The 19744-nt window shown below is 38.0% G+C and carries 18 protein-coding genes; 14 read left to right on the top strand and 4 right to left on the bottom strand.

Annotated features, from left to right (window positions below; all coding sequences use genetic code 11):
• The first annotated feature begins 76 nt into the window (after window positions 1-76).
• From IGJ53_RS11130 to IGJ53_RS11105, 6 genes are read left to right on the top strand one after another with little or no spacing between them, the layout of a single operon-like run.
• Window positions 77-496: a PTS sugar transporter subunit IIA gene (locus tag IGJ53_RS11130; protein ID WP_002373911.1), complete on the top strand. Its 420-nt coding sequence runs from the start codon at window positions 77-79 to the stop codon at window positions 494-496.
• An 11-nt stretch (window positions 497-507) separates the two neighbouring features.
• Window positions 508-978 carry a PTS sugar transporter subunit IIB gene (locus IGJ53_RS11125; RefSeq protein ID WP_002287114.1) on the top strand — a complete coding sequence of 157 codons (471 nt, stop codon included), beginning with the start codon at window positions 508-510 and terminating at the stop codon, window positions 976-978.
• A 16-nt stretch (window positions 979-994) separates the two neighbouring features.
• Window positions 995-1774: a PTS mannose/fructose/sorbose/N-acetylgalactosamine transporter subunit IIC gene (locus IGJ53_RS11120; protein ID WP_438750227.1), complete on the top strand. Its 780-nt coding sequence runs from the start codon at window positions 995-997 to the stop codon at window positions 1772-1774.
• The gene (locus IGJ53_RS11115) at window positions 1761-2582 is read left to right on the top strand and encodes a PTS system mannose/fructose/sorbose family transporter subunit IID (protein WP_002291048.1); all 822 of its coding nucleotides are present in this window, start codon (window positions 1761-1763) and stop codon (window positions 2580-2582) included. Before IGJ53_RS11120 ends, IGJ53_RS11115 begins: the two co-directional genes overlap by 14 nt.
• Before the next feature lie 16 nt (window positions 2583-2598).
• A complete protein-coding gene (locus tag IGJ53_RS11110; protein ID WP_002373908.1) occupies window positions 2599-3648 on the top strand; it encodes an SIS domain-containing protein in 1050 nt (349 codons plus the stop codon).
• A gap of 12 nt (window positions 3649-3660) precedes the next feature.
• Complete coding sequence (locus IGJ53_RS11105; protein WP_259741923.1) at window positions 3661-4665, top strand: SIS domain-containing protein; 1005 nt, start codon at window positions 3661-3663, stop codon at window positions 4663-4665.
• A gap of 63 nt (window positions 4666-4728) precedes the next feature.
• Here the strand turns inward: IGJ53_RS11105 and IGJ53_RS11100 are convergent, their stop codons facing one another.
• Window positions 4729-5373 carry a lytic polysaccharide monooxygenase auxiliary activity family 9 protein gene (locus tag IGJ53_RS11100; protein ID WP_010732987.1) on the bottom strand — a complete coding sequence of 215 codons (645 nt, stop codon included), beginning with the start codon at window positions 5371-5373 and terminating at the stop codon, window positions 4729-4731.
• A 131-nt stretch (window positions 5374-5504) separates the two neighbouring features.
• Window positions 5505-6389 carry a helix-turn-helix domain-containing protein gene (locus tag IGJ53_RS11095; RefSeq protein ID WP_010732988.1) on the bottom strand — a complete coding sequence of 295 codons (885 nt, stop codon included), beginning with the start codon at window positions 6387-6389 and terminating at the stop codon, window positions 5505-5507.
• A gap of 206 nt (window positions 6390-6595) precedes the next feature.
• On the opposite strand from IGJ53_RS11095, the gene IGJ53_RS11090 reads away from it, so the two are divergent.
• The 8 genes from IGJ53_RS11090 (at window position 6596) to IGJ53_RS11055 (ending at window position 17009) form a co-directional block, all read left to right on the top strand.
• Window positions 6596-8332: a fibronectin type III domain-containing protein gene (locus IGJ53_RS11090; protein ID WP_259741924.1), complete on the top strand. Its 1737-nt coding sequence runs from the start codon at window positions 6596-6598 to the stop codon at window positions 8330-8332.
• A gap of 662 nt (window positions 8333-8994) precedes the next feature.
• Window positions 8995-10014 (top strand): NAD(P)H-dependent glycerol-3-phosphate dehydrogenase, encoded by a 1020-nt coding sequence (locus tag IGJ53_RS11085; protein WP_259741925.1) that lies wholly within the window; start codon window positions 8995-8997, stop codon window positions 10012-10014.
• A gap of 42 nt (window positions 10015-10056) precedes the next feature.
• Window positions 10057-10938: a UTP--glucose-1-phosphate uridylyltransferase GalU gene (gene galU / locus IGJ53_RS11080; RefSeq protein WP_259741926.1), complete on the top strand. Its 882-nt coding sequence runs from the start codon at window positions 10057-10059 to the stop codon at window positions 10936-10938.
• A 301-nt stretch (window positions 10939-11239) separates the two neighbouring features.
• Window positions 11240-11617: a hypothetical protein gene (locus tag IGJ53_RS11075; RefSeq protein WP_002291036.1), complete on the top strand. Its 378-nt coding sequence runs from the start codon at window positions 11240-11242 to the stop codon at window positions 11615-11617.
• Window positions 11618-12221: 604 nt separating this feature from the next.
• Window positions 12222-12836 carry an SIS domain-containing protein gene (locus IGJ53_RS11070; protein ID WP_002291034.1) on the top strand — a complete coding sequence of 205 codons (615 nt, stop codon included), beginning with the start codon at window positions 12222-12224 and terminating at the stop codon, window positions 12834-12836.
• A 774-nt stretch (window positions 12837-13610) separates the two neighbouring features.
• Window positions 13611-15350 (top strand): putative basic amino acid antiporter YfcC, encoded by a 1740-nt coding sequence (gene yfcC, locus IGJ53_RS11065; protein ID WP_002291032.1) that lies wholly within the window; start codon window positions 13611-13613, stop codon window positions 15348-15350.
• A 159-nt stretch (window positions 15351-15509) separates the two neighbouring features.
• Window positions 15510-16694, top strand: a complete 1185-nt coding sequence (gene iadA, locus IGJ53_RS11060; protein ID WP_002315780.1) for a beta-aspartyl-peptidase — start codon at window positions 15510-15512, stop codon at window positions 16692-16694.
• Between the two features lie 111 nt (window positions 16695-16805).
• Window positions 16806-17009, top strand: coding sequence for a CsbD family protein (locus IGJ53_RS11055; protein WP_002373888.1), 204 nt, complete (start codon window positions 16806-16808; stop codon window positions 17007-17009).
• Between the two features lie 99 nt (window positions 17010-17108).
• Here IGJ53_RS11055 and IGJ53_RS11050 read toward each other — a convergent pair whose 3' ends face one another.
• Entirely contained in the window at window positions 17109-17771 is a 663-nt protein-coding gene (locus tag IGJ53_RS11050) for an ABC transporter ATP-binding protein (RefSeq protein WP_259741928.1), read from the bottom strand.
• A gap of 12 nt (window positions 17772-17783) precedes the next feature.
• Window positions 17784-19268 carry an ABC transporter permease gene (locus IGJ53_RS11045; protein WP_259741929.1) on the bottom strand — a complete coding sequence of 495 codons (1485 nt, stop codon included), beginning with the start codon at window positions 19266-19268 and terminating at the stop codon, window positions 17784-17786.
• Window positions 19269-19744 lie beyond the last annotated feature (476 nt).

The following is a 19744-nucleotide window of genomic DNA, read 5'->3' as shown; positions in this document are numbered from 1 at the left end:
TAAGCAAGTTGTGGCCACTAACTTTGGCACGCAACTTGCTTTTTAGTATGTGTAAGTAAAAAGAGGAGATGAAAAAGTGGACAGAGAAATTATCTTAGCTTCCCATGGTAAATTTGCTTCAGGGATACTAGATTCATTAGAGCTAATCTATGGGAAAAATCATTCTATTACTGCATTGGACTGCTATACTGATGAGAATTTTGATTTAACGGAATCAGTAAGTCAGCTGTTTATGAGGTACAAAGATAAAGAAATCATTGTTCTGACGGATCTTTTTGGCGGAAGTGTCAACAATGAATTCTTACAATATATCAATCAGGATCATGTCTATCTTGTTGCTGGATTGAATTTGCCACTCTTGATTGAGCTAGTATCTCAGTTGGACGCTGAAGTGGAGACAACTGTTTTGATCCAGCAGGTGCTAACTGATTCAAAAAAAATGATCCAGTTTTGTAACGAACGGATCAATCAGGAAATAGAAGAAGACGAATTTTAGGAGGAAGAAGAATGATTGTATTGACAAGAGTTGACCATCGGTTATTACACGGACAAGTCGCTTTTTCTTGGACACAAACAATAGGTGCAGATTGTATTTTGATTGCGAATGATGATGTGCCTACTAATGAGATACGAAAGACAACGATCAAATTAGCCAAGCCGCAAGGAGTCAAACTAGTGATCAAATCCATTGATGACTCGATTGCCGCATTGAAAAGCGGTGTGACAGATAAATATAAGCTATTCATCGTAGTGGAATCAATCGAGGACGCATATAAGCTGGCAGAAGCGTATCCAGAAATCAAAACCATCAACTTAGGAGGGATCAAGGCGAAACCTGGTACTCGTAGTATTGGAAAAGCGGTGAATATTTTACCAGAAGAGGAGGAACGATTGAAAAGATTGATTGACAAACAAATAGAAGTGGAGATCCGTCAAGTACCGGCAGATAAAAAAGTGGACGTAAGGGAAGTTTTGTAAGAAAGGAAGAAACTCAATGATTGTACAAGCAGTCTTATTAGGTATCGTTGCATTTATCGCACAATCAGAATATGCATTAGGGACATCGCTGCTTTCTCGTCCAATTGTGACGGGACTGTTTACAGGAATCGTGTTAGGTGATGTAAAAACTGGGATCGTCATGGGTGCCACTTTGGAGTTAGCATTTATCGGATCATTCTCAGTAGGTGCTTCGATCCCCCCTGATGTGGTGACCGGAGGAATTTTAGGCACGGCTTTTGCTATCACAGCTGGAGCTGGTACGGAAACGGCACTTTTACTAGGTTTACCAATTGCTACGTTGACATTGATATTGAAAAATATTTACTTAGGTCTTTTGATTCCAATTATGAACCATAAAGCGGACAGTTATGCAGAAGAAGGAAACTATAAAGGAGTCGAGCATATGCACTTGCTTGCCGGTTTCGGTCTTTCTTTGATGCTTGGTGTTGTGGTAATGGTTTCGTATATGGTGGGAAGCAATACGATCGGAAATCTACTCAATAAGATTCCTGACTTCGTTCAGAATGGCTTGTCAGTAGCTACAGGGTTGATTCCAGCTCTTGGTTTCGCGATGCTCGCTCGATTGCTGATTAACAAACAAGTTTCACCATACTTTTTCTTAGGTTTCGCTATAGCTTCTTACTTAAAGATTCCTGTGACCGGAGTAGCTATTTTTGGTGCAATTTTAGCCGTTGTGGTAGTCAATATCATGAATGTCCGTCAACTGCCACTTCAAACCACTGCAGGGGAGGTCGAAGAAGATGAAGAATTCTGAGAGTAAAAATAGCAAAATAACGAAAAAAGAACTGAATCATGTATTCTGGCGTTCTTTTCAAATGGAGTTTTCTTGGAACTATGAACGACAGATGAATATGGCTTATGTTTACGCAATGATTCCGATTTTGAAAAAGTTATATCAGTCGAAAGAAGAAATGGCAGCAGCTTTGAAACGGCATCTAGAGTTTTTCAACACGACCCCACATATCGTTACATTGATTTTAGGGATCACGGCTGCAATGGAGGAAGAAAATAAGGATGATCCTGAATTTGATGTGACCGCGATCGACAGTATCAAAACATCTTTGATGGGACCACTTGCAGGGTTAGGGGATTCTTTCTTTTGGGGAACTTTGCGATTGATTGCCACAGGTGTGGGCACCTCTTTAGCTATGCAAGGAAATATTTTAGGACCTATCTTGTTCATTTTGATTTTCAATATTCCGCACATTCTGTTCCGCTATCTAGCAACAGGTTGGGGTTATCGCTTAGGAACAGGTTTTTTGAAAAAGATTCAGGCAAACGGGATGATGGAAAGTTTGACATTAGGCGCGTCTATCATTGGGCTGATGGTCGTCGGAGCAATGACTGCCACGATGATTACCATCAATATCCCTTTAAAAATCGGTTCAGGAGAAAATGCTGTGACTGTTCAAAGTATTTTTGATGATATCGTCCCAAATATCTTATGTCTGGGTGCATTTGGTGTAGTGTTTTATCTATTGAAAAAAGAAGTAAAACCATTAACGATTTTGATCGGATTAGCTTTCTTTGGGATTTTTGGTTCGTGGATAGGGATTTTTTAGAAAAGGAGCAGAGAAAATGGTTACGATGCAAGATTATATTTATGAAGAAAAGGAAGTACTAAGTACGATCTTGAAAAAGAATGATTTTTCGACAAGAAAACAAATGAAAAAAACAACGAATCTGCTGATGCTAGCAACGGGTTCTTCTTACAACGCTTGTTTAGCAGCGAAGCCGGCATTGGAATCTTATGGCGAGCTAACCGTCGATATTCAAGAACCTTTTCATTTTGCTCATTATGGAAAACTTTCTCCATCAATCGATACTGTGATTGCTGTGTCACAAAGTGGGAAAAGTGCTTCTACTGTTGAAGCAGTAAAAATGATCCAAAAACAAGAAATACCGATTATTGCTGTCACAAATGACGTACAAAGTCCACTTGCTTTAGAAGCTACACAGATTATTGATTTAGGTGCTGGGATAGAAACAGTTGGCTTCGTTACAAAAGGCTATTCTGCTACTGTCTTACAGTTACTACTCTTAGGGCTAGGAATTGGGATAAGTAAAAATAATATCAGCAAAGAAATAGAACAAAACTACATGCAACAGTTACAAAAAATAATCGATCATTTACCAGTGATTATTCAAAAAACGGAAGAATTTTTTGATGAGCATCAAAGTTTGTTTCGTTTAACACAACGCTTCATCACTATTGGCTATGGTCCAAACTGGGGAACAGCTAAAGAAGCAGAAACGAAATTGACGGAAACAATCCGTGTCCCGTCACAAGGATTTGAGTTAGAAGCTTACATGCATGGCCCATATCTAGAGGCTGATGCTTCCCATTTGCTGTTCTTTATTGAAGGGGACAATGAAAATAAGGAACGTTCACAAAAGTTGCGGAGATATATGAGTCAGTATGTTGGAGAGACTCTCACAATTACCACAAAAAAAGCAAGAAACGAGAAAACACTTGGATTAGCAATAGAATGTGATGAATATCTGTCTATATTACCACTTGTCATTCCATTTCAACTATTCGCTTATAAAACCGCAGTAGCTAAAGGAATCGACTTGAACAAAAAGATCTTTGAAGACTTTGATACAGTCTTGAAAAGTAAATTATAAGAGGTGGAAATCATGTTGAAATTCAATGAAGAAGAACAAATCAAAGCAATAAAAGGTGCACTAGCTTTACGTCCGCAAGTAGAAAAAATCATCGATAAACTTTATACGGAAAAATTCGATGCTGTCTATTATTTAGGAATTGGTGGAACATATGCTTCTTCGATGCAAGCTGTCACTTATATGAATGGGAAAAGCAACTTGCCTGTCTTTGTACAGCATGCTGCAGAATATTACACTACTGGGAACAAAAGATTAACAAAAGATTCTATCGTTTTCGTGTCCTCTGTTACTGGGACAACCCAAGAAGTAGTGAAAGCAGTAGAAGAAATCAAGAAAATAGGAGCGACACTGATTGGATTTATCGATAAAGCAGAGAGTAAGTTGTCTCAACTATGCGATTTTGTGGTTACTTATCCAGCTCCCGGAACAGAACAAATCAAATTTTTTATGGTAGCAGATCGATTGATGTATTTGCATGGGGAATTCGAAGATTACTCAGAGTACTATGAACAGCTCGAACAGTATTTGCCAACAGGGTTAGTGGAAGCAGAGAAAAAAGCAGATGCATTTGGCTTATCATTTGCAGAAAAACATCGACGTGATAGCATGCATTATTTTATCGGAGCTGGGAATCAATGGGGAGCTGTTTATTCATATGCCATGTGTTATTGGGAAGAACAAAGCTGGCTCCCATCGAAATCTATCCATGCTGCCGAGTTTCTTCACGGGACGTTAGAGATCGTTGAAGAAACGACCCCAGTCACTTTATTTTTAGGCGAAGATGAACAGAGAGTGTTATCTGAACGTGTAGCTAAACTTTTGCCAAAAATTTGTAGTAATTATACATTGATAGATACAAAAGACTATCCAGTAGAAGGTATCAGCGAAAAATATCGCGGACGTGTGTTGTCTTTCTTATTGATGCATGCAGTGACACAGCGTATCGATGCACATGTCGAACAGCTGAATTGTCATCCATTAGAGATACGCCGCTACTATCGTCAGTTTGATTATTAGGATCGATTGGATGAAAAGAAGATAAAAAATAAAGAGAGCAGCGACAACTGCTCCCTTTATTTTTTAGTTGTTTTCCAAGTCAGTTAATGCATTACGATTTTGAACATTGACATCGATTACATTATAAAATGCGTTATTTGTATCAGCTACATCCCAAACTGCTAAAATGACATGATACCCCAGACGATTGCTAGGAATATTGATTGTATGAGTCGGATTAGTATTAGACATATTGCCACGATTATTTACTTCACCAATGAATTCCAGGTCATTTCTATTCAATGGGGCATTTGGATTCCAACCATTTTTAGTCATGTAATAGTGCCATTTCGTCGTTGCGTGGTCAGCTGTGAAATGCCAAGTGAATCGGTTTGCCCCAGTAGTTAAGTTGTTTTTTGTCCATAACGTAGCTGTTTGTTTATCCAAAACAAAATCACCTACTGCACCATTAGCAGAAGCAATCCGACCATTTGCAGGTCCAGCCGAAGGGAATCCTTTTGGTGCCTCTAGAGATTGTGGTTCGTTGATGATACGACCATACTTTTCAAAAGCACTTTGCCAATTATTCCTACTATCTAGAGCACCTTGATAGCCACGGCTGATAGGTTGTGAAACATAGCCATGAGCCGAGACATCTACAGAAGACAAAGCGGCGATTCCTGTTGTAGCAAGTAACATTCCTAATCCCAATAAAGTACTTTTTTTCATTTGATAATTCCTCCAGTTAGATAAAATATTTTAAGAAAAGGTTTCCTTTTCGTAAGATAGTATAAAATGTATTATTTAAATATTATTTTTTTGTATGGTATTGCAACAAAAATAAAAAACTAGAAGAATGACTATTGATAAATAGCCTTATCATTTTTATGTATAGTTTTTTTCAAAAGAGAATCTCTCAATTCAATGATCTCTTCTTTCACTTCCTCTAATCCTAGCCATTCAAAGAAATGGATTGCTTCGTCAATTTCTTTTAGTGCTCGTTCATTGCCATCTGCTAATTGAGCTAAAGCAGTGAATGATCGGTAACGGGCCAAGTCTAAAGTATGTTTATAACGGTCACTTACTTTTTTCCATTCTCCTAAAAATAGTTTTCTAAGAAAAACAGAAGAACGATGAAAAGATAGATGTATACCGTTCAAAAGAAAATTTGATAATAATTCGGAATAATGAGCAGTATCGACATATGCTTTCATTTTTGTGACACTACGCTGAAAAGAATGATAAATATACTCGTCATCGAATATAAATAAACAATTGGAAAAAATAGAAAGTTCATAATGTCCCCATGTATCGATACCTTCCAAGTACTTTTTGATAATAGAAACTTCTGTCAAAGTTTCCGAACGAGTGAGCTTTCGGTTTCCCAGATATTGATCAATTAGTATACGTTGCGTATATAGCAGGCGATAATAAATATTCCCAGTTTTTTTAAATTCTTTTAGTAGTTCATTCTCTTGCTCTTTTGTTAAATATTTTGTTGTGATCAGGTAATTAGAAAGTTTTTGTTTACCTGTAAGAGTATTGTTGTTCAGCAAAAATTGATATTCTTCAAGTGTAACATTCATCCGTTCAAGGTAATCCACTAACAATTCAAAACTGATTTTTGTTCCTCTAGATTCAAAAGCAGCTAATGTCCCTCGCTGAGAAAGCCCCTCTGTTAATTGAGCTTGTGTCAGGCCACGTTCTTTTCTTAGTTTTCGAATTAAAGAAGCATGTTTTATCATGTAAGTTACCTCCATACGTTTTTTATGAATATAAGATAACACAAGGCTGTTATCTAAGGACGAAAATGTCAATTATGTACTATTTTTGATAAAAAGTGCTCATGCTTTAAAAGCAATTTTTATTTATGTTGTAATAACATACAAAAAATGAAAAACAGACGTTGTTAAAATAAACTATAGTTACCAAATATTAGGAGGTATGATGAATGAAAAAAATTTTTTGGCTGTCATTGGCAGCAATCGGCTGTTTCGCTGGAGGTGGACAAACTATATATGCTGCACAAGATTCTGCGGCATTGATGCCGGATATCTCAGAAAAGCAAATTGCTGTTGGATATTATCATAATTGGGTACCAGAGCAAGGTGCGGGATATAGAGGTGGGAAACCAGCAGAGACAGACTTAGGAAAGATCAATCCGTTTTACAATGTCATCGCAGTATCTTTTATGAAAGGCGAAGGGATTCCTACATTTGAGCCATTTAATATGAGTGATGAAGAATTCAGAAGCAAAGTGGCCACCTTAAATGAAGAAGGACGATCAGTTATCATTTCTTTAGGCGGAGCTGATTCTCATATCGAATTGCACAGAGGACAAGAACAAGCATTTGCAGATGAAGTGATTCGGTTGGTAGAAACTTATGGTTTTGATGGTTTAGACATTGATTTAGAACAAAGCGCCATTACGGCAGGAGATAACCAGCAAGTGATCCCAGAAGCGTTGAAAATCGTACGAGATCATTATAAAAAGCAAGGAAAACACTTTATTATTTCTATGGCACCTGAATTCCCTTATTTGAGAACAGCGGGAGGCTATGTCCCATATATCACTGCATTAGAAAATGAGTATGATTTTATTGCACCACAACTATATAATCAGGCGGGCGACGGATTAAGCGTGGGCGACGAATGGATTGCTCAGAACAATGACAGTCGAAAATATGATTTCTTATATGGTATGTCAAAAGCCTTGCATAACGGAGAGAGTGGATACATTCGGATACCAGCAGATCGTCTGGCTTTGGGGATTCCAGCAAATAACGATGCGGCAGCCAACGGTTATGTGCAAGATCCATCCGTTGTCTATCAAGTATTCGAACAAATGGAAAAAGAACGTACACCTTTGAAAGGTTTGATGACTTGGAGCGTGAACTGGGACGAAGGGGTAAACTCAGCTGGTATTTCTTATAATGAATCATTTGCGAAAGCTTATCAAAATCTGTTTACGGAACAAGAACCAGATACAGAGAAACCTTCTAAACCGACCAATCTTAGAGGAACAGCAACAAGTACGACGGTCACATTGTCTTGGACTGAATCAATAGATAACGTCCGTGTGTCACATTATAATATTTATGAAAACAATCGATTAGTAGGAACAAGCAACACTACGAATTATATACATACAGGTTTACAACCAGAAACGACTTATTCTTATACGATTGAAGCTGTCGATACATCAGGAAATATTTCTGCACGTTCTGATGATTTGAACATTCGCACTCAAGAAGCAGCAGCTTTACCAGCACCTTCTATACCAAACGGGTTGAGCGTCAACAGTGTGACACAATCAACAGTTCATTTGGTATGGCAGGAAAATAGCTTATTGGAAGAAGTACTTTATTATGAAATATACAGAGATGGCAAGAAGATCGCTACCTCACAAACCGCTGTATTTGAAGATCAAAACTTAACAGCTTCTACTGCATATCGTTATCAAGTTCGTGCAGTTAATCAGACAGGCGCTTCTTTACTAAGCCAGTCTGTTACGGCAAGAACCCTAGACGAGAACGGCCAAGGAAATTCTTGGACGGTCGGTACTTTTTATCAAGTAGGAGACATAGTCACATATAATGGTATTCAATATCGTTGCGTGCAAGCGCATATTGCAGCTGCACATTGGGCACCAGATACGGCCTTCTCTTTATGGCAAAAAATAAGTTGATGATGAGGTCGTGATAGAAGCTACTTCTGTAACACCGTTTATAAAGCGGTTGTGAAATCAATACTTTGACCTAAGTATTACAGAAATAAAACGGCAAAATAGTTTTTCATATTTTGCCGTTTTTTAATCTAATATCGAGGGTGAGCTGATTGAACACTGTGTATCAAGAGATGATAAGCCTGATGTATAACTGCGTGTCGGAATAAGGAGGATATGACTTTTATCAAAATTTCTACCATGTATTGACTTAAACAAAGAGCGTGAGACAAAAGTAAAGAACACTTTTGTCTCACGCTCTAAACACGTATAAACGGCGGAAGCAGAAGCAACTCCTTTTTATTTCTTGGAGTTAAACGCTTCTGTCCCAGCCTCTTCTTGTATGTAGCTTCAATTAAGGGTTGTTAGGAGAAACTTCCCAGCCTCCCAATGGTAATGGTAATGGAAACATAGTCAAACCTCCTTTCTCTTAGTGACAAATAAAGTATAACAAGTGTAAAAAGAAAAAAATTAAAATGTACGCTATTGCAACATTAAATAGATTATTTCAAGTGAAAGTCGATAAAAGAATTAAACAAACACTTAAAAACAATGGAAATTAGTCCAAACTTTAAGAAATGTATACTATAATGGAAATTATTAATTATTTATTTGGAGGAATATCCATGAAACAAAAAATCGCAGTTCTTGGTCCTGGATCATGGGGCACTGCTTTAGCACAGACATTGGCAGAAAACGGGCATGATGTCCGGATTTGGGGAAATGTACCTGAACAGATTGATGAAATCAATACGTATCATACAAATCAACATTTTTTACCTAATTTGACGATTCCAGAATCGATTATCGGATATAAAGAATTGGCAGAAGCAGTGGATGACGCAGATGCTATTTTGTTTGTCGTTCCGACAAAAGCAATCCGTTCAGTCGCCCAGGAACTTATTGGTAAAATGAATACTAAGCCCGTCATTATCCATGCAAGTAAAGGCCTAGAACAAGATACGCATAAACGGATCTCAGAAGTTTTGGCTGAAGAAATTCCAGAAGAAAAACGACAGGCAATCGTCGTATTATCTGGCCCTAGTCATGCGGAAGAAGTAGCAGTTCATGATATCACAACGATTACAGCTGCAAGTATTGATCAAAAAGCAGCTGCTTATGTACAAGAATTATTCATGAATGATTATTTCAGGATTTATACAAATAATGATGTGATTGGTGTAGAAACTGGCGCAGCATTAAAAAATATCATTGCTATTGGTGCCGGTGCTATCCATGGGCTAGGGTTCGGAGACGATGCAAAAGCGGCAATCATGACTCGCGGATTAGCAGAAATTAGCCGTCTTGGTGTAGCAATGGGGGCCAATCCGCTGACGTTTATCGGTTTGAGCGGCGTTGGGGACTTGATTGTTACTTGTACAAGTGTTCATTCCCGTAATTGGCGTGCCGGTAACTTATTAGGACAAGGGCATAAACTGGAAGAAGTTTTGGAAAACATGGGAATGGTCGTTGAAGGTGTGGCAACGACAAAAGCAGCAGTCGAGCTAGCGCAACAGCTAGGTGTTGAGATGCCAATTACTCAAACCATCTATAATGTTTTGTATAATGGAGAAGATATCAAAAAAGCAGCAAAAGAAATCATGCTACGTGACGGAAAAATGGAGAATGAATTTTCTCTTCGTTAAATAGATGATTAACAGGTAAGCGTCGTTTAGGAGGAACAGCAAGTGAAGGTCAAAAAAGCAGTTATTCCTGCCGCTGGGCTAGGAACACGTTTTTTGCCGGCAACAAAAGCCATGGCAAAAGAAATGCTTCCAATCGTGGATAAGCCAACGATCCAGTTTATTGTGGAAGAAGCATTGGATTCAGGAATCGAAGATATCTTGATCGTAACGGGAAAAGAAAAGAGACCCATCGAAGATCATTTTGATGCAAATATCGAATTGGAAAACAATTTGCGGGAAAAGGAAAAAACAGAACTACTCGCTTTAGTTGAAGAAACGACTCATGTCAATCTTCACTTCATCCGTCAATCTCATCCAAGAGGACTGGGGGATGCCGTGCTTCAAGCAAAAGCATTCATAGGGAATGAACCATTTGTTGTCATGCTCGGGGATGATTTGATGAAAGATGATATCCCACTGACTCAACAATTGATGATGGATTATGAAGAAACACAATCTTCTGCTGTTGCCGTCATGCGTGTACCAGAAAATGAAACCTCTAAATATGGAATTATTGATCCTAAAGCGGATAACGAAAAGGGACGTTGCAGAGTAAATGGTTTTGTAGAAAAACCTGAACTTGGAAAAGCACCAAGCAATTTAGCCATTATCGGACGTTATCTGCTGACTCCCAAAATATTTGAGATATTAGCAACTCAAGAACCAGGAGCAGGGAACGAGATACAACTAACAGATGCACTTCAGACCCTTAACCAAACAGAAGCGGTCTATGCGAGAGAATTTAAAGGAAAAAGATACGACGTAGGCGATAAGCTAGGATATATGAAGACAAATATTGAATATGGACTTCGTCATCCGGAAATCGGTGCATCGTTAAGCGCCTATATTATCCAGTTGAGCAAAGAGCTAAGAACAGAAAATTAACTGGAAATAAGTGACCTGCTGAGAATAAAAATCAAATGGGTATTAAAGCGGCAGCTTGTGCGTCATTTGCGCAACTGTCGTTTTTATTTTTTGACGCTAAGTGAATGAAGACGAGGAAAAATGAAAGATAAAAAAAAGACTTTTGTGAATATATTTAGAAAATTTTCTGCTAATGGTTTAATTTTTTTTTAAGTTACATAAAAGAAAATGATTACATAAGAGAAATGAAAGCCAATCCAGAAGATTCATAGTAGAATAAAAAGGCGAATTTTTTTAATTATAAAAAAGGTGTGTGTCCACTATGGGAAAATTAGTCGCTGTTGCGCAGTCGCTACTTGATATACTCAAGTGGCTGATGGAAGGAAGTAATTGGGTATTTGTGTTACCACTATTGCTCATTAGTCTATTTATCATGTTCAAAATGGTCAGAAAAAAAGAAAGATTCCTGATTTTTATCTGGTATGCAGCGTCAGTTGCAGTTGCTAGCTTGATGATTGAACTGGCGTTAGGTAGTTGGGAAGCTTGCATATTTGCCTTATTTTTTGCTGTATTGTATCTGATCATTTATATTCCTTATAGGAAAAGAAAGTCTCGAATCGGAAAAAAGGGTAGACATGCCGCTACTTTTTCTAGTACAGATTCTCCGGAACAAAGCAGAAGAGCGAGAAGAAGACGGTAATATTTAGTATGTATACGCAAAAAAAGATAAAATAATGGATAAAATATTGAGTTGAGAGATTTATTTAATTGGTGAAAAAAACTTTTTTTACTTATTTAAAAGAATCTTTTCAAAAAGGAATGCTTGCTACATAAGGACAAGTCATTCCTTTTTTTATGTTATTTATTTGTAAAAAAATCATACCAATGTTTTTTTGTGTTTTCGTACTTGCACTTGAATAAGAGATTACTTACAATGAGTTCAGATAGAAACAGCTGAATAAAAAAAGGCTCCCTGACCCTTAGTTGGCGCTAAGAATCAGGGAATGACCAGTCACACTCATACACCCTGACCGATCATTTTGCCATAGTCAATGCAGTGCATCGACCTTATTTATTGTACCTAATCTAAGGGGAAAATTCTACCCCTATGTAGAGATTTTCTATGGTCTGCACGTTGTTTTATTTGCTATGTCAAGGTATTGGGCGTATTCGTTCAATACCTTTTTTGCGTTTGAAACAGCAAAGACCGCATGTGTTACTGTTTATCTTCTGTTTTTTATGTATTTCCTTAGATTAGGCAGCTGTTTCTATTCATGTCAAGTATAGCTAGGCGGGAGAGAAAAATGAGTTTATGTTATTTTGACTATTATTACCAATTGGAAGAGAAATTAAGGATAGAAGAGCCGTTGATGGTTCAAGCAGGAACTTGGATTGCGAAACAAATCAATCAAGGCGGAAGACTGCAGATATATGCTAGTCGCACACTAAGTGGTGTAGCATTTGAATTTTGGGATCAAACACCGGACCTTGTGCCAAGTATATTGATTGAGAACCCAGCCGGAGGTGTCTATGAAACGCTAGAAGGGGCAGGACAAGCGATTATTGATGAGCTTTCTGTCAAACCAGAAGACATTTTTCTTCTTCTTTCGAATGAAGGAAGAAATCCAGCAATCATTGAGTTGGCTCAATGGATCAAAGAAAATGGACATCCTTTGATCATTGTTACTGGATTTGATTTGTCACGAAGCATCAAGTCCCAGCATAGCAGTGGTTTGAGATTATTTGAATTTGCTGATTTAGTTTTGGATAACCATGCCAATCTGCATGATGCAGTCTTGACTTTGCCGAATTTAGATCCAGCAATCTGTGGAACAGCCTCTCTTGCAACGATCTTTTTGCTTCAACAGGTTTTGTATTTTACAGCAAAACAGCTAGTTCAGGAAACAAGAGGAAAATAGTTTTCCACACAATGACCAAAGTTTCTTTAAAAAAACGGTGTTCCACGTAAATATGGAGTGTTTGAAACAAAGAAAACGATTTTCCAAGAAAAACAGTAATAATCATCTTTTGTTTTTTTGTTATTTTAAGTTTGTTTAGCTCTAGATGTCAGCCTTTTTTTTCGAAAGTACGTTATTTTTATGAGTTGTTTCACAATGAGAAAAAAAGAGCTACAAAAATATGCAATGCTAGATAGACAAAAAAACAGCGGAAAAAGAGACAAGAAAGAATCCGCATGGATTCTTTCTTGTCTCTTAATACACGTTGATGAAAGAGTCTTCCCCAAAACTCTTTACAATGTAATTATAGTACATTTGTTATCATTATTGCAATGAAGTTTACCTGATATAACAAAATTGTCGAAGAAGATTCCTTTTTCTAATAGAAAGAAAATATACAAAAAATGAAAGATATGAGATGGATATTTATTATTATTTTTTGCTTTTTTGCAATGAAATACAATTTATTCACGATTATAAAATGAAAAAATCAGGACGGGATTTCCGCTAATCTAAAAATAAAAAAAGAATTTTAAGGAAAAACAGAGAAATAAAATACTTAATATAAATGGAAAAAGAAAAAAATAGTCATATATATGAGAAAAAAAGCAAAATAGAAAAAAGTGATTTTCTAATAAATTATTCATGTGGAAATGTCATTTTTACTGTATAATTCATTTGATTATCCATTTTTTATTCATCAAAATTACTGAGAAAAGAAAGGAAGAAATAAATTTGAAGAAAACAAATTCTTCAGGAAAACCGAAACGTGACTTCACTAAATTATCGACACCGCATACGTATGTCATTATTTTTGGTGTAGTCATCTTTGCATGGATACTGACTTTTGTCGTACCAGCAGGAAAGTTCAGCACGCAAGACATTGAATATAAAGATGCGAATGGCGAAACAAGTACTCGTACTGTTTTACGCCAAGATTCCTTCCGTTATGCTTACGAGCTGGATAAATCGTATGTATTTGATCAATTAGAAGAACTGCAAGACCATCCAGCAGAACGTGAAAAATTGGATGTTCCTGAAAAAGGATTGGAAAAAGTCATTGCTGACGGAGAAAAAAATCTTACGCAAGAAAAACTAGATGAAATTTCCTTAACAGATGATGTTCTTTACGATGAGTATGGCGAAAATATCTATGATACTTCTAAAAAATTGCATAAAACAGCCAAAATATGGGGAACAGACGATTTTGGTGGCTTTGGCTTCTTAAATTTTGTTTTTGAAGGTCTAGTATCTGGAGATAAATATGGATCTGCTGTAGGGATTGCTGCATTGATCCTTGTTGTCGGAGGTGCTTTTGGTATTATTATGCGTACCGGAGCGATTGATGCAGGAATCTATGCGTTTATCAGTAAAACGAAGGGACTGGAGCGTTTAGCTTTACCGCTATTATTCTTTGCTTTTTCATTCGGGGGCGCTACATTTGGGATGGCAGAAGAGGTGATTCCATTCTCAATGGTGATGGTTCCATTCGTCATTGCCTTAGGATATGACTCAATCGTAGCAGTAACCGTGACTTATGTCGCATCTCAAGTCGGAAATGCGACCTCTTGGATGAGCCCGTTTAGCGTAGCTGTGGCTCAAGGGATTGCTGGAATCCCAGTGTTGTCTGGTGCGACATTCCGATTGATTATGTGGGTAGTTGTTACTGCCTTAGCAGCTGGCTATATGATGATATATGCAGAAAAAATCCGTAAAAAACCGGAAAGTTCGTTGACTTACAAATCAGATGATTATTTTCGTTCTCATATCAAAAAGACATCTGATGAAAATAAAAAATTCATGCTTGGGCATAAACTGATTTTAGTAGAGATGTTAGCTGTTCTTGTTTGGATCGTTTGGGGCGTGACTCAAAAAGGCTATTACATCCCCGAAATCGCTTCTCAATTCTTTGTGATGGGATTAGTTGCCGGAATCATTGCTGTTCTTTTCAAATTAGATGGAATGAAAGTCAATGACATCGCTTCTTCTTTCCAATCTGGTGCAGCTGATTTAGCTGGTACAGCAATCGTAGTAGGGATGGCCAAAGGAATCCTTCTCGTCTTAGGTGGATCCGATGCGTCTGTTCCTTCAGCTTTGAATACGATTTTGCATGGAATCGGGACGGCATTGACCGGTGTGCCAGCTGTCATTGGCGCTTGGGCGATGTATATCTTCCAAAGTTTATTCAACTTGGTTGTTACATCAAATTCAGGACAAGCAGCTTTGACCATGCCGATTATGGCTCCATTGGCAGATTTAGTAGGTGTATCTAGACAAGTAGCAGTTCTTGCTTATCAGCTTGGTTCTGGTTTCATGGATGCTTTTACGCCCGTATCAGCTAGCTTGATTGGTGTGTTAGGTGTTGCACGGATCGAATGGGCAAAATGGGCAAGGTTCCAAATCAAGATGCAAGGATTCCTGTTTGTTTTGGGAACTATTTTCATCATGATTGCTATTGCGATCGGTCTGCAGTAGTACTGGAGACATAAGTAAATAAAAAAGTAATCCAAACAGTAGATAAATGACTCCAAGAACCGTCATTTTACGGTAAAATCAAAGGAGTAAAGATTCTATCGTTTGGATTATTTTTTAAGATCCTATCATCAGCTATACTTAAAGAAAGAGGAAAAATGTATGAAGATCATCCGACAAATTGAAGTGTTTGCACCAGATTACTTAGGGAAAATGGACGTATTGATTGCCGGTGGGAAGATTTTGGCTGTAGAAGAACAGCTAGAAGGCGGCTACGAAGGAGTGGAAGTAGAAGAACTTTCAGGTGAGGGGAAAGTACTGACTCCAGGTTTCATTGACTGTCATTTCCATATTTTAGGCGGAGGAGGAGAAGGCGGTTATCAAAACAGAACGCCAGAAGTTACATTAAGTCAATTGACTACAGCTGGTGTAACGACAGTTGTCGGTTGCTTGGGAACAGACGGAGAAGGTCGAGATATGACTGCTTTGATCAGCAAAGCGAAAGGACTTGAAGCAGAAGGAATCTCCACTTATGTGTACGAGGGTTCGTACCGATTACCGGTAAAAACAGTAACAGATTCGATCATCAAAGACTTTTTAACAATCGATAAAATCATCGGAATCGGAGAAATCGCAGTATCCGATCACCGTTCTTCTCAGCCAAGTTTTGAAGAATTTGCCCGTGCAGCAGCAGATGCTCGTGTAGGAGGCATGTTGTCGGGAAAAGCTGGGATCATCAATGTCCACTTAGGCGGAGGAAAAAGAAAGCTAGAGTTATTGACACGAATTGTAGAAGAAACAGAAATTCCGATCACACAGTTTTTGCCTACTCATGCGAATCGCACACCAGAATTATTTGAAGCTTGCGTGGCATTTGCTAAACGTGGCGGCACGATTGACTTCACCGCTAGCGAAGATCCTGATTTTTGGGAGAAGACAGATGGGGAAGTGCGCTTCAGTAAAGCATTGAAACGATTGATTGAGGAAGATGTTTCTTTAGATAATTTCACGATGACCTCAGATGGACAAGGAAGCTTGCCTTATTTTGATGAAAACAATCATTTCCTAGGGTTAGGAGTAGGAAGTGCCAAGGCATTGCTAGTAGGGATCAAAGAAGCTGTGCAAAAAGAAAATATTCCTCTGGAAATCGCCTTGCGAGCTATAACCAGTAACCCAGCACGTATATTGAAATTAGATAAAAAAGGAAAAATTGAAATTGGCGCAGATGCAGACTTGTGTATCTTGGACAAAGAAACGCTTGACATTGATACAGTTATTGCTAAAGGAGAAATAATGGTCCAAGAAAAAGAAGTCAAAGTATGGGGAACTTTCGAAAAAAGTTTTTGATCCACTATCTGACTCATCCTTTTTTAGAAAACGAGCGTTCTGTTTGTCTGTATCTGTTGTTGATGTTACCCTGAAAGTAGATCAATAAACAAATTAAGAGGAGGAAACACCATGGCAGATTTAAAAGGACGTTCTAAAGACATGAAAGACAAAGTAGTCGGTGAAGGAAAAGAAGCATACGGCAAGGCAACAGACGACAAGAGCAAAGAAACAGAAGGAAAAGCACAATCACTAGGTTCTGATATCAAAGAAAAAGCTCGTGATTTGGGCGATGAAATCAAAGACAAATTCTCTCGAAAAGATGAAAACAAATAAACAACGTTCATTACTAAATGAATCAAGCAAATAGAAATCCGAACCGTATCTGCCTCGCAGATATGGTTCGGATTTTTTGGTTGAACATTATCCTATTTTTTAAACTTCCATTTTTTGAAATTCTTTATTTTTTAGTTCAAAGACTTCATCGCAACTTTTTGCTACTTCGACCTCATGAGTTACGATGATAATACAGCGATTTTGCTCATGGGCGATTTCTTGGAAAAGTTTGACGATATCTTGTGAAGTGGTCTCATCCAGATTCCCAGTAGGTTCATCAGCTACAATCAGTTGATGTTCGCAACAGATAGCACGAACGATAGCGACTCGCTGTTGCTGACCTCCCGAAAGTTTGGTCACCTGTTTTTTTGCTAATACTTCATCAATTCCTACACGAGCTAGTCGATCTAAAGCAACTTGACGATAATTTTCTTGTTTGGTTTTAGTAATCTCCATTGCTGTTATGACATTGTCTAGAGCTGATAAATAAGGAAGCAAGTTATAAGCTTGGAAAATAATCGAGACATCATTTTTACGATAATTTCTTAATCCGATTTTGTTCAGTGAACGATCTTGATAGTATACCTTTCCTTCTTTTGGTGTATCTAATCCGGAAATAAGCGAAAGAAAAGTCGTTTTTCCAGAACCACTTGCTCCTAAAATAGCGTACATTTTTCCAGCTTCGAAATTCAGTTCTACATCTTTGTAAAGCGCATCTTGCGGATCTTGATACCAAAATCCCAATTGTTCTGTCCGTAACATCAAATTCCTCCTTTAATTTAATAGGATTTTTCTTGGGTTTAATCTTAATATCCCTATAGAAGCTAAAAAGACAGAAAGCAGGCTGATTCCAAATGCTACTCCGGCTAGTAGTCCTAATTGTGTAGGTTTGACATTGATTTCCAATTCGCTGACTTGATCAGAAACAGCAAATGGATTATTCGTGTTTCCTTGCTGACCGCCTTGTTCGTTACCTGGCATTTGTCCACCGCCAGGAGCTTGTTGGTCTTGTGTCGTGGTTTCTGTCTGTTGGTCAAGTAGCTGCTGCCCCACGGCATTCGCGACGACGTTCCCGCTAATCGAAGCAACTCCTAATGCAAGAATCATACAAATAGCAACTTCGGTAAACAATTGGAGAATGATTTTACTTCTGGATTCTCCTAAAGATAACAAGACGCCTAACTCATGCCGACGCTCCCGGATGGTAATCATAATAATCAGAGTAAGTATGATAATACCGGCTACAGCCACTAGTAAAACCACATTTTTAGAAAAACTTGCCACATTGTTTAAAGGTTCCAACATTGACTGATACATGGAATCATTTGATTGTAAGCTAAATGTATCTGTGTCGATCAGCTTCTCTGCTCCTTCGAGAAACTCATCCATTTCATCTGGATCAGATAGAGTGTAAACAGCAGAATCTATCGTGTTATCGTCAGATGTCCCATTTAATTCATTTGCAAAAGTATAAGAGGTGTAAAGTGTATTCGACGGATTCATGAAGTTGAATTTCATACCCATACTGCTACTTGTTTCGCTAGATTCATAAATTCCTTTGACCGTCATTTCATAAGTGGTATCTTCATCTTCAGTACTTGTGATTGTGAAAGTATCTCCGACTGTCAGGTCATTTGCTTCTGCTAGCGTAGAATCAATGACTACGTTGTTTGTGCCCTTGTCGCTGTCATCTATTCCTTCACCATCCGTGATTTTTGCTGTCCCATCAGAAAAAGTACTATTTTGTGCAGTTGCTGACACACCGCTGATTTGAAAATCTGCTTGAGTCATTTGCGGATTTCCACCCATTCCTCCGGCAGGTCCACCGCCTGCATCGGTAGTTTCTGAACTGTCTTCACTTGAATCAGAACTAGTGATGGCAGTTATTCCATCTTTTGCCATAGCTGAGGCGGAACTTTCAAAGGAATAGCTCTTTACATTATCCAAATTAGCTATTTTTTCCGCGTCCGTTAAGGATACTGGGGTAAGAGAAAAACTGCCCGGATCTGGACGTTCTTCAGCGGTAGAATTGCTTGAAGAAGTTTGTTCCTGTTTTTTAAATGAAGCTTCTCGATTGGCACTTAAAGTCACTGTTGCTCCAACTTCTTTTTGTGCTTGATTCGCTGCTTCTTCTGCAGCGCTTCGAATCGTGAGGCCAGCTAGCACAAAAATAAGAATGGCTGTGAACACGGCAAACAATAACAATGAACGTCCCCATTTTACTTTTGTACTTTTCCATGCACGTTTCATAAAATTCATATCTTGCATCCCTCCTAGTAGATGCATTTGATAATAGACAACCTATCTTAAAGCTAGCTTAAATCTTATGCTGTTTGCATATCATCAACACGAGGTTCTGTATATATAAAAAGTCACTATAGTTATTGCAAAAAATGTGGTAAAATGAAAAAAGTATGTTTCAAACCGACGAAGAAGAGATGAAAGAGAAACAGCAAAAGAAATCCTAGATGTTACAGAGGAATTTTCATTTGCTTAGTGATTCTAACAATTGCTGATACTAGCGATTTAGTTCATTTGTTGTATAATAATGGGGAACAGCCGAATACTTATATAAAGATTCTGGCTATAGCGTTTCGCAAAAGATCCATTTTGTTAATGAAGTATATCCAAAATAAAATGCCCATCCAACTGTCAGAACGCGGATGTGCTGGTAATTTTCCTGCTGATTCTCCATAAGTTGAGAACTAGTGATTTTGCATGTGCTTCATTGGAAT

It is taken from the genome of Enterococcus sp. DIV1283b (assembly GCF_051710965.1).
Taxonomy (GTDB): Bacteria; Bacillota; Bacilli; order Lactobacillales; family Enterococcaceae; genus Enterococcus_B; species Enterococcus_B lactis.
This window is presented reverse-complemented; position numbering and strand designations above follow the sequence as displayed.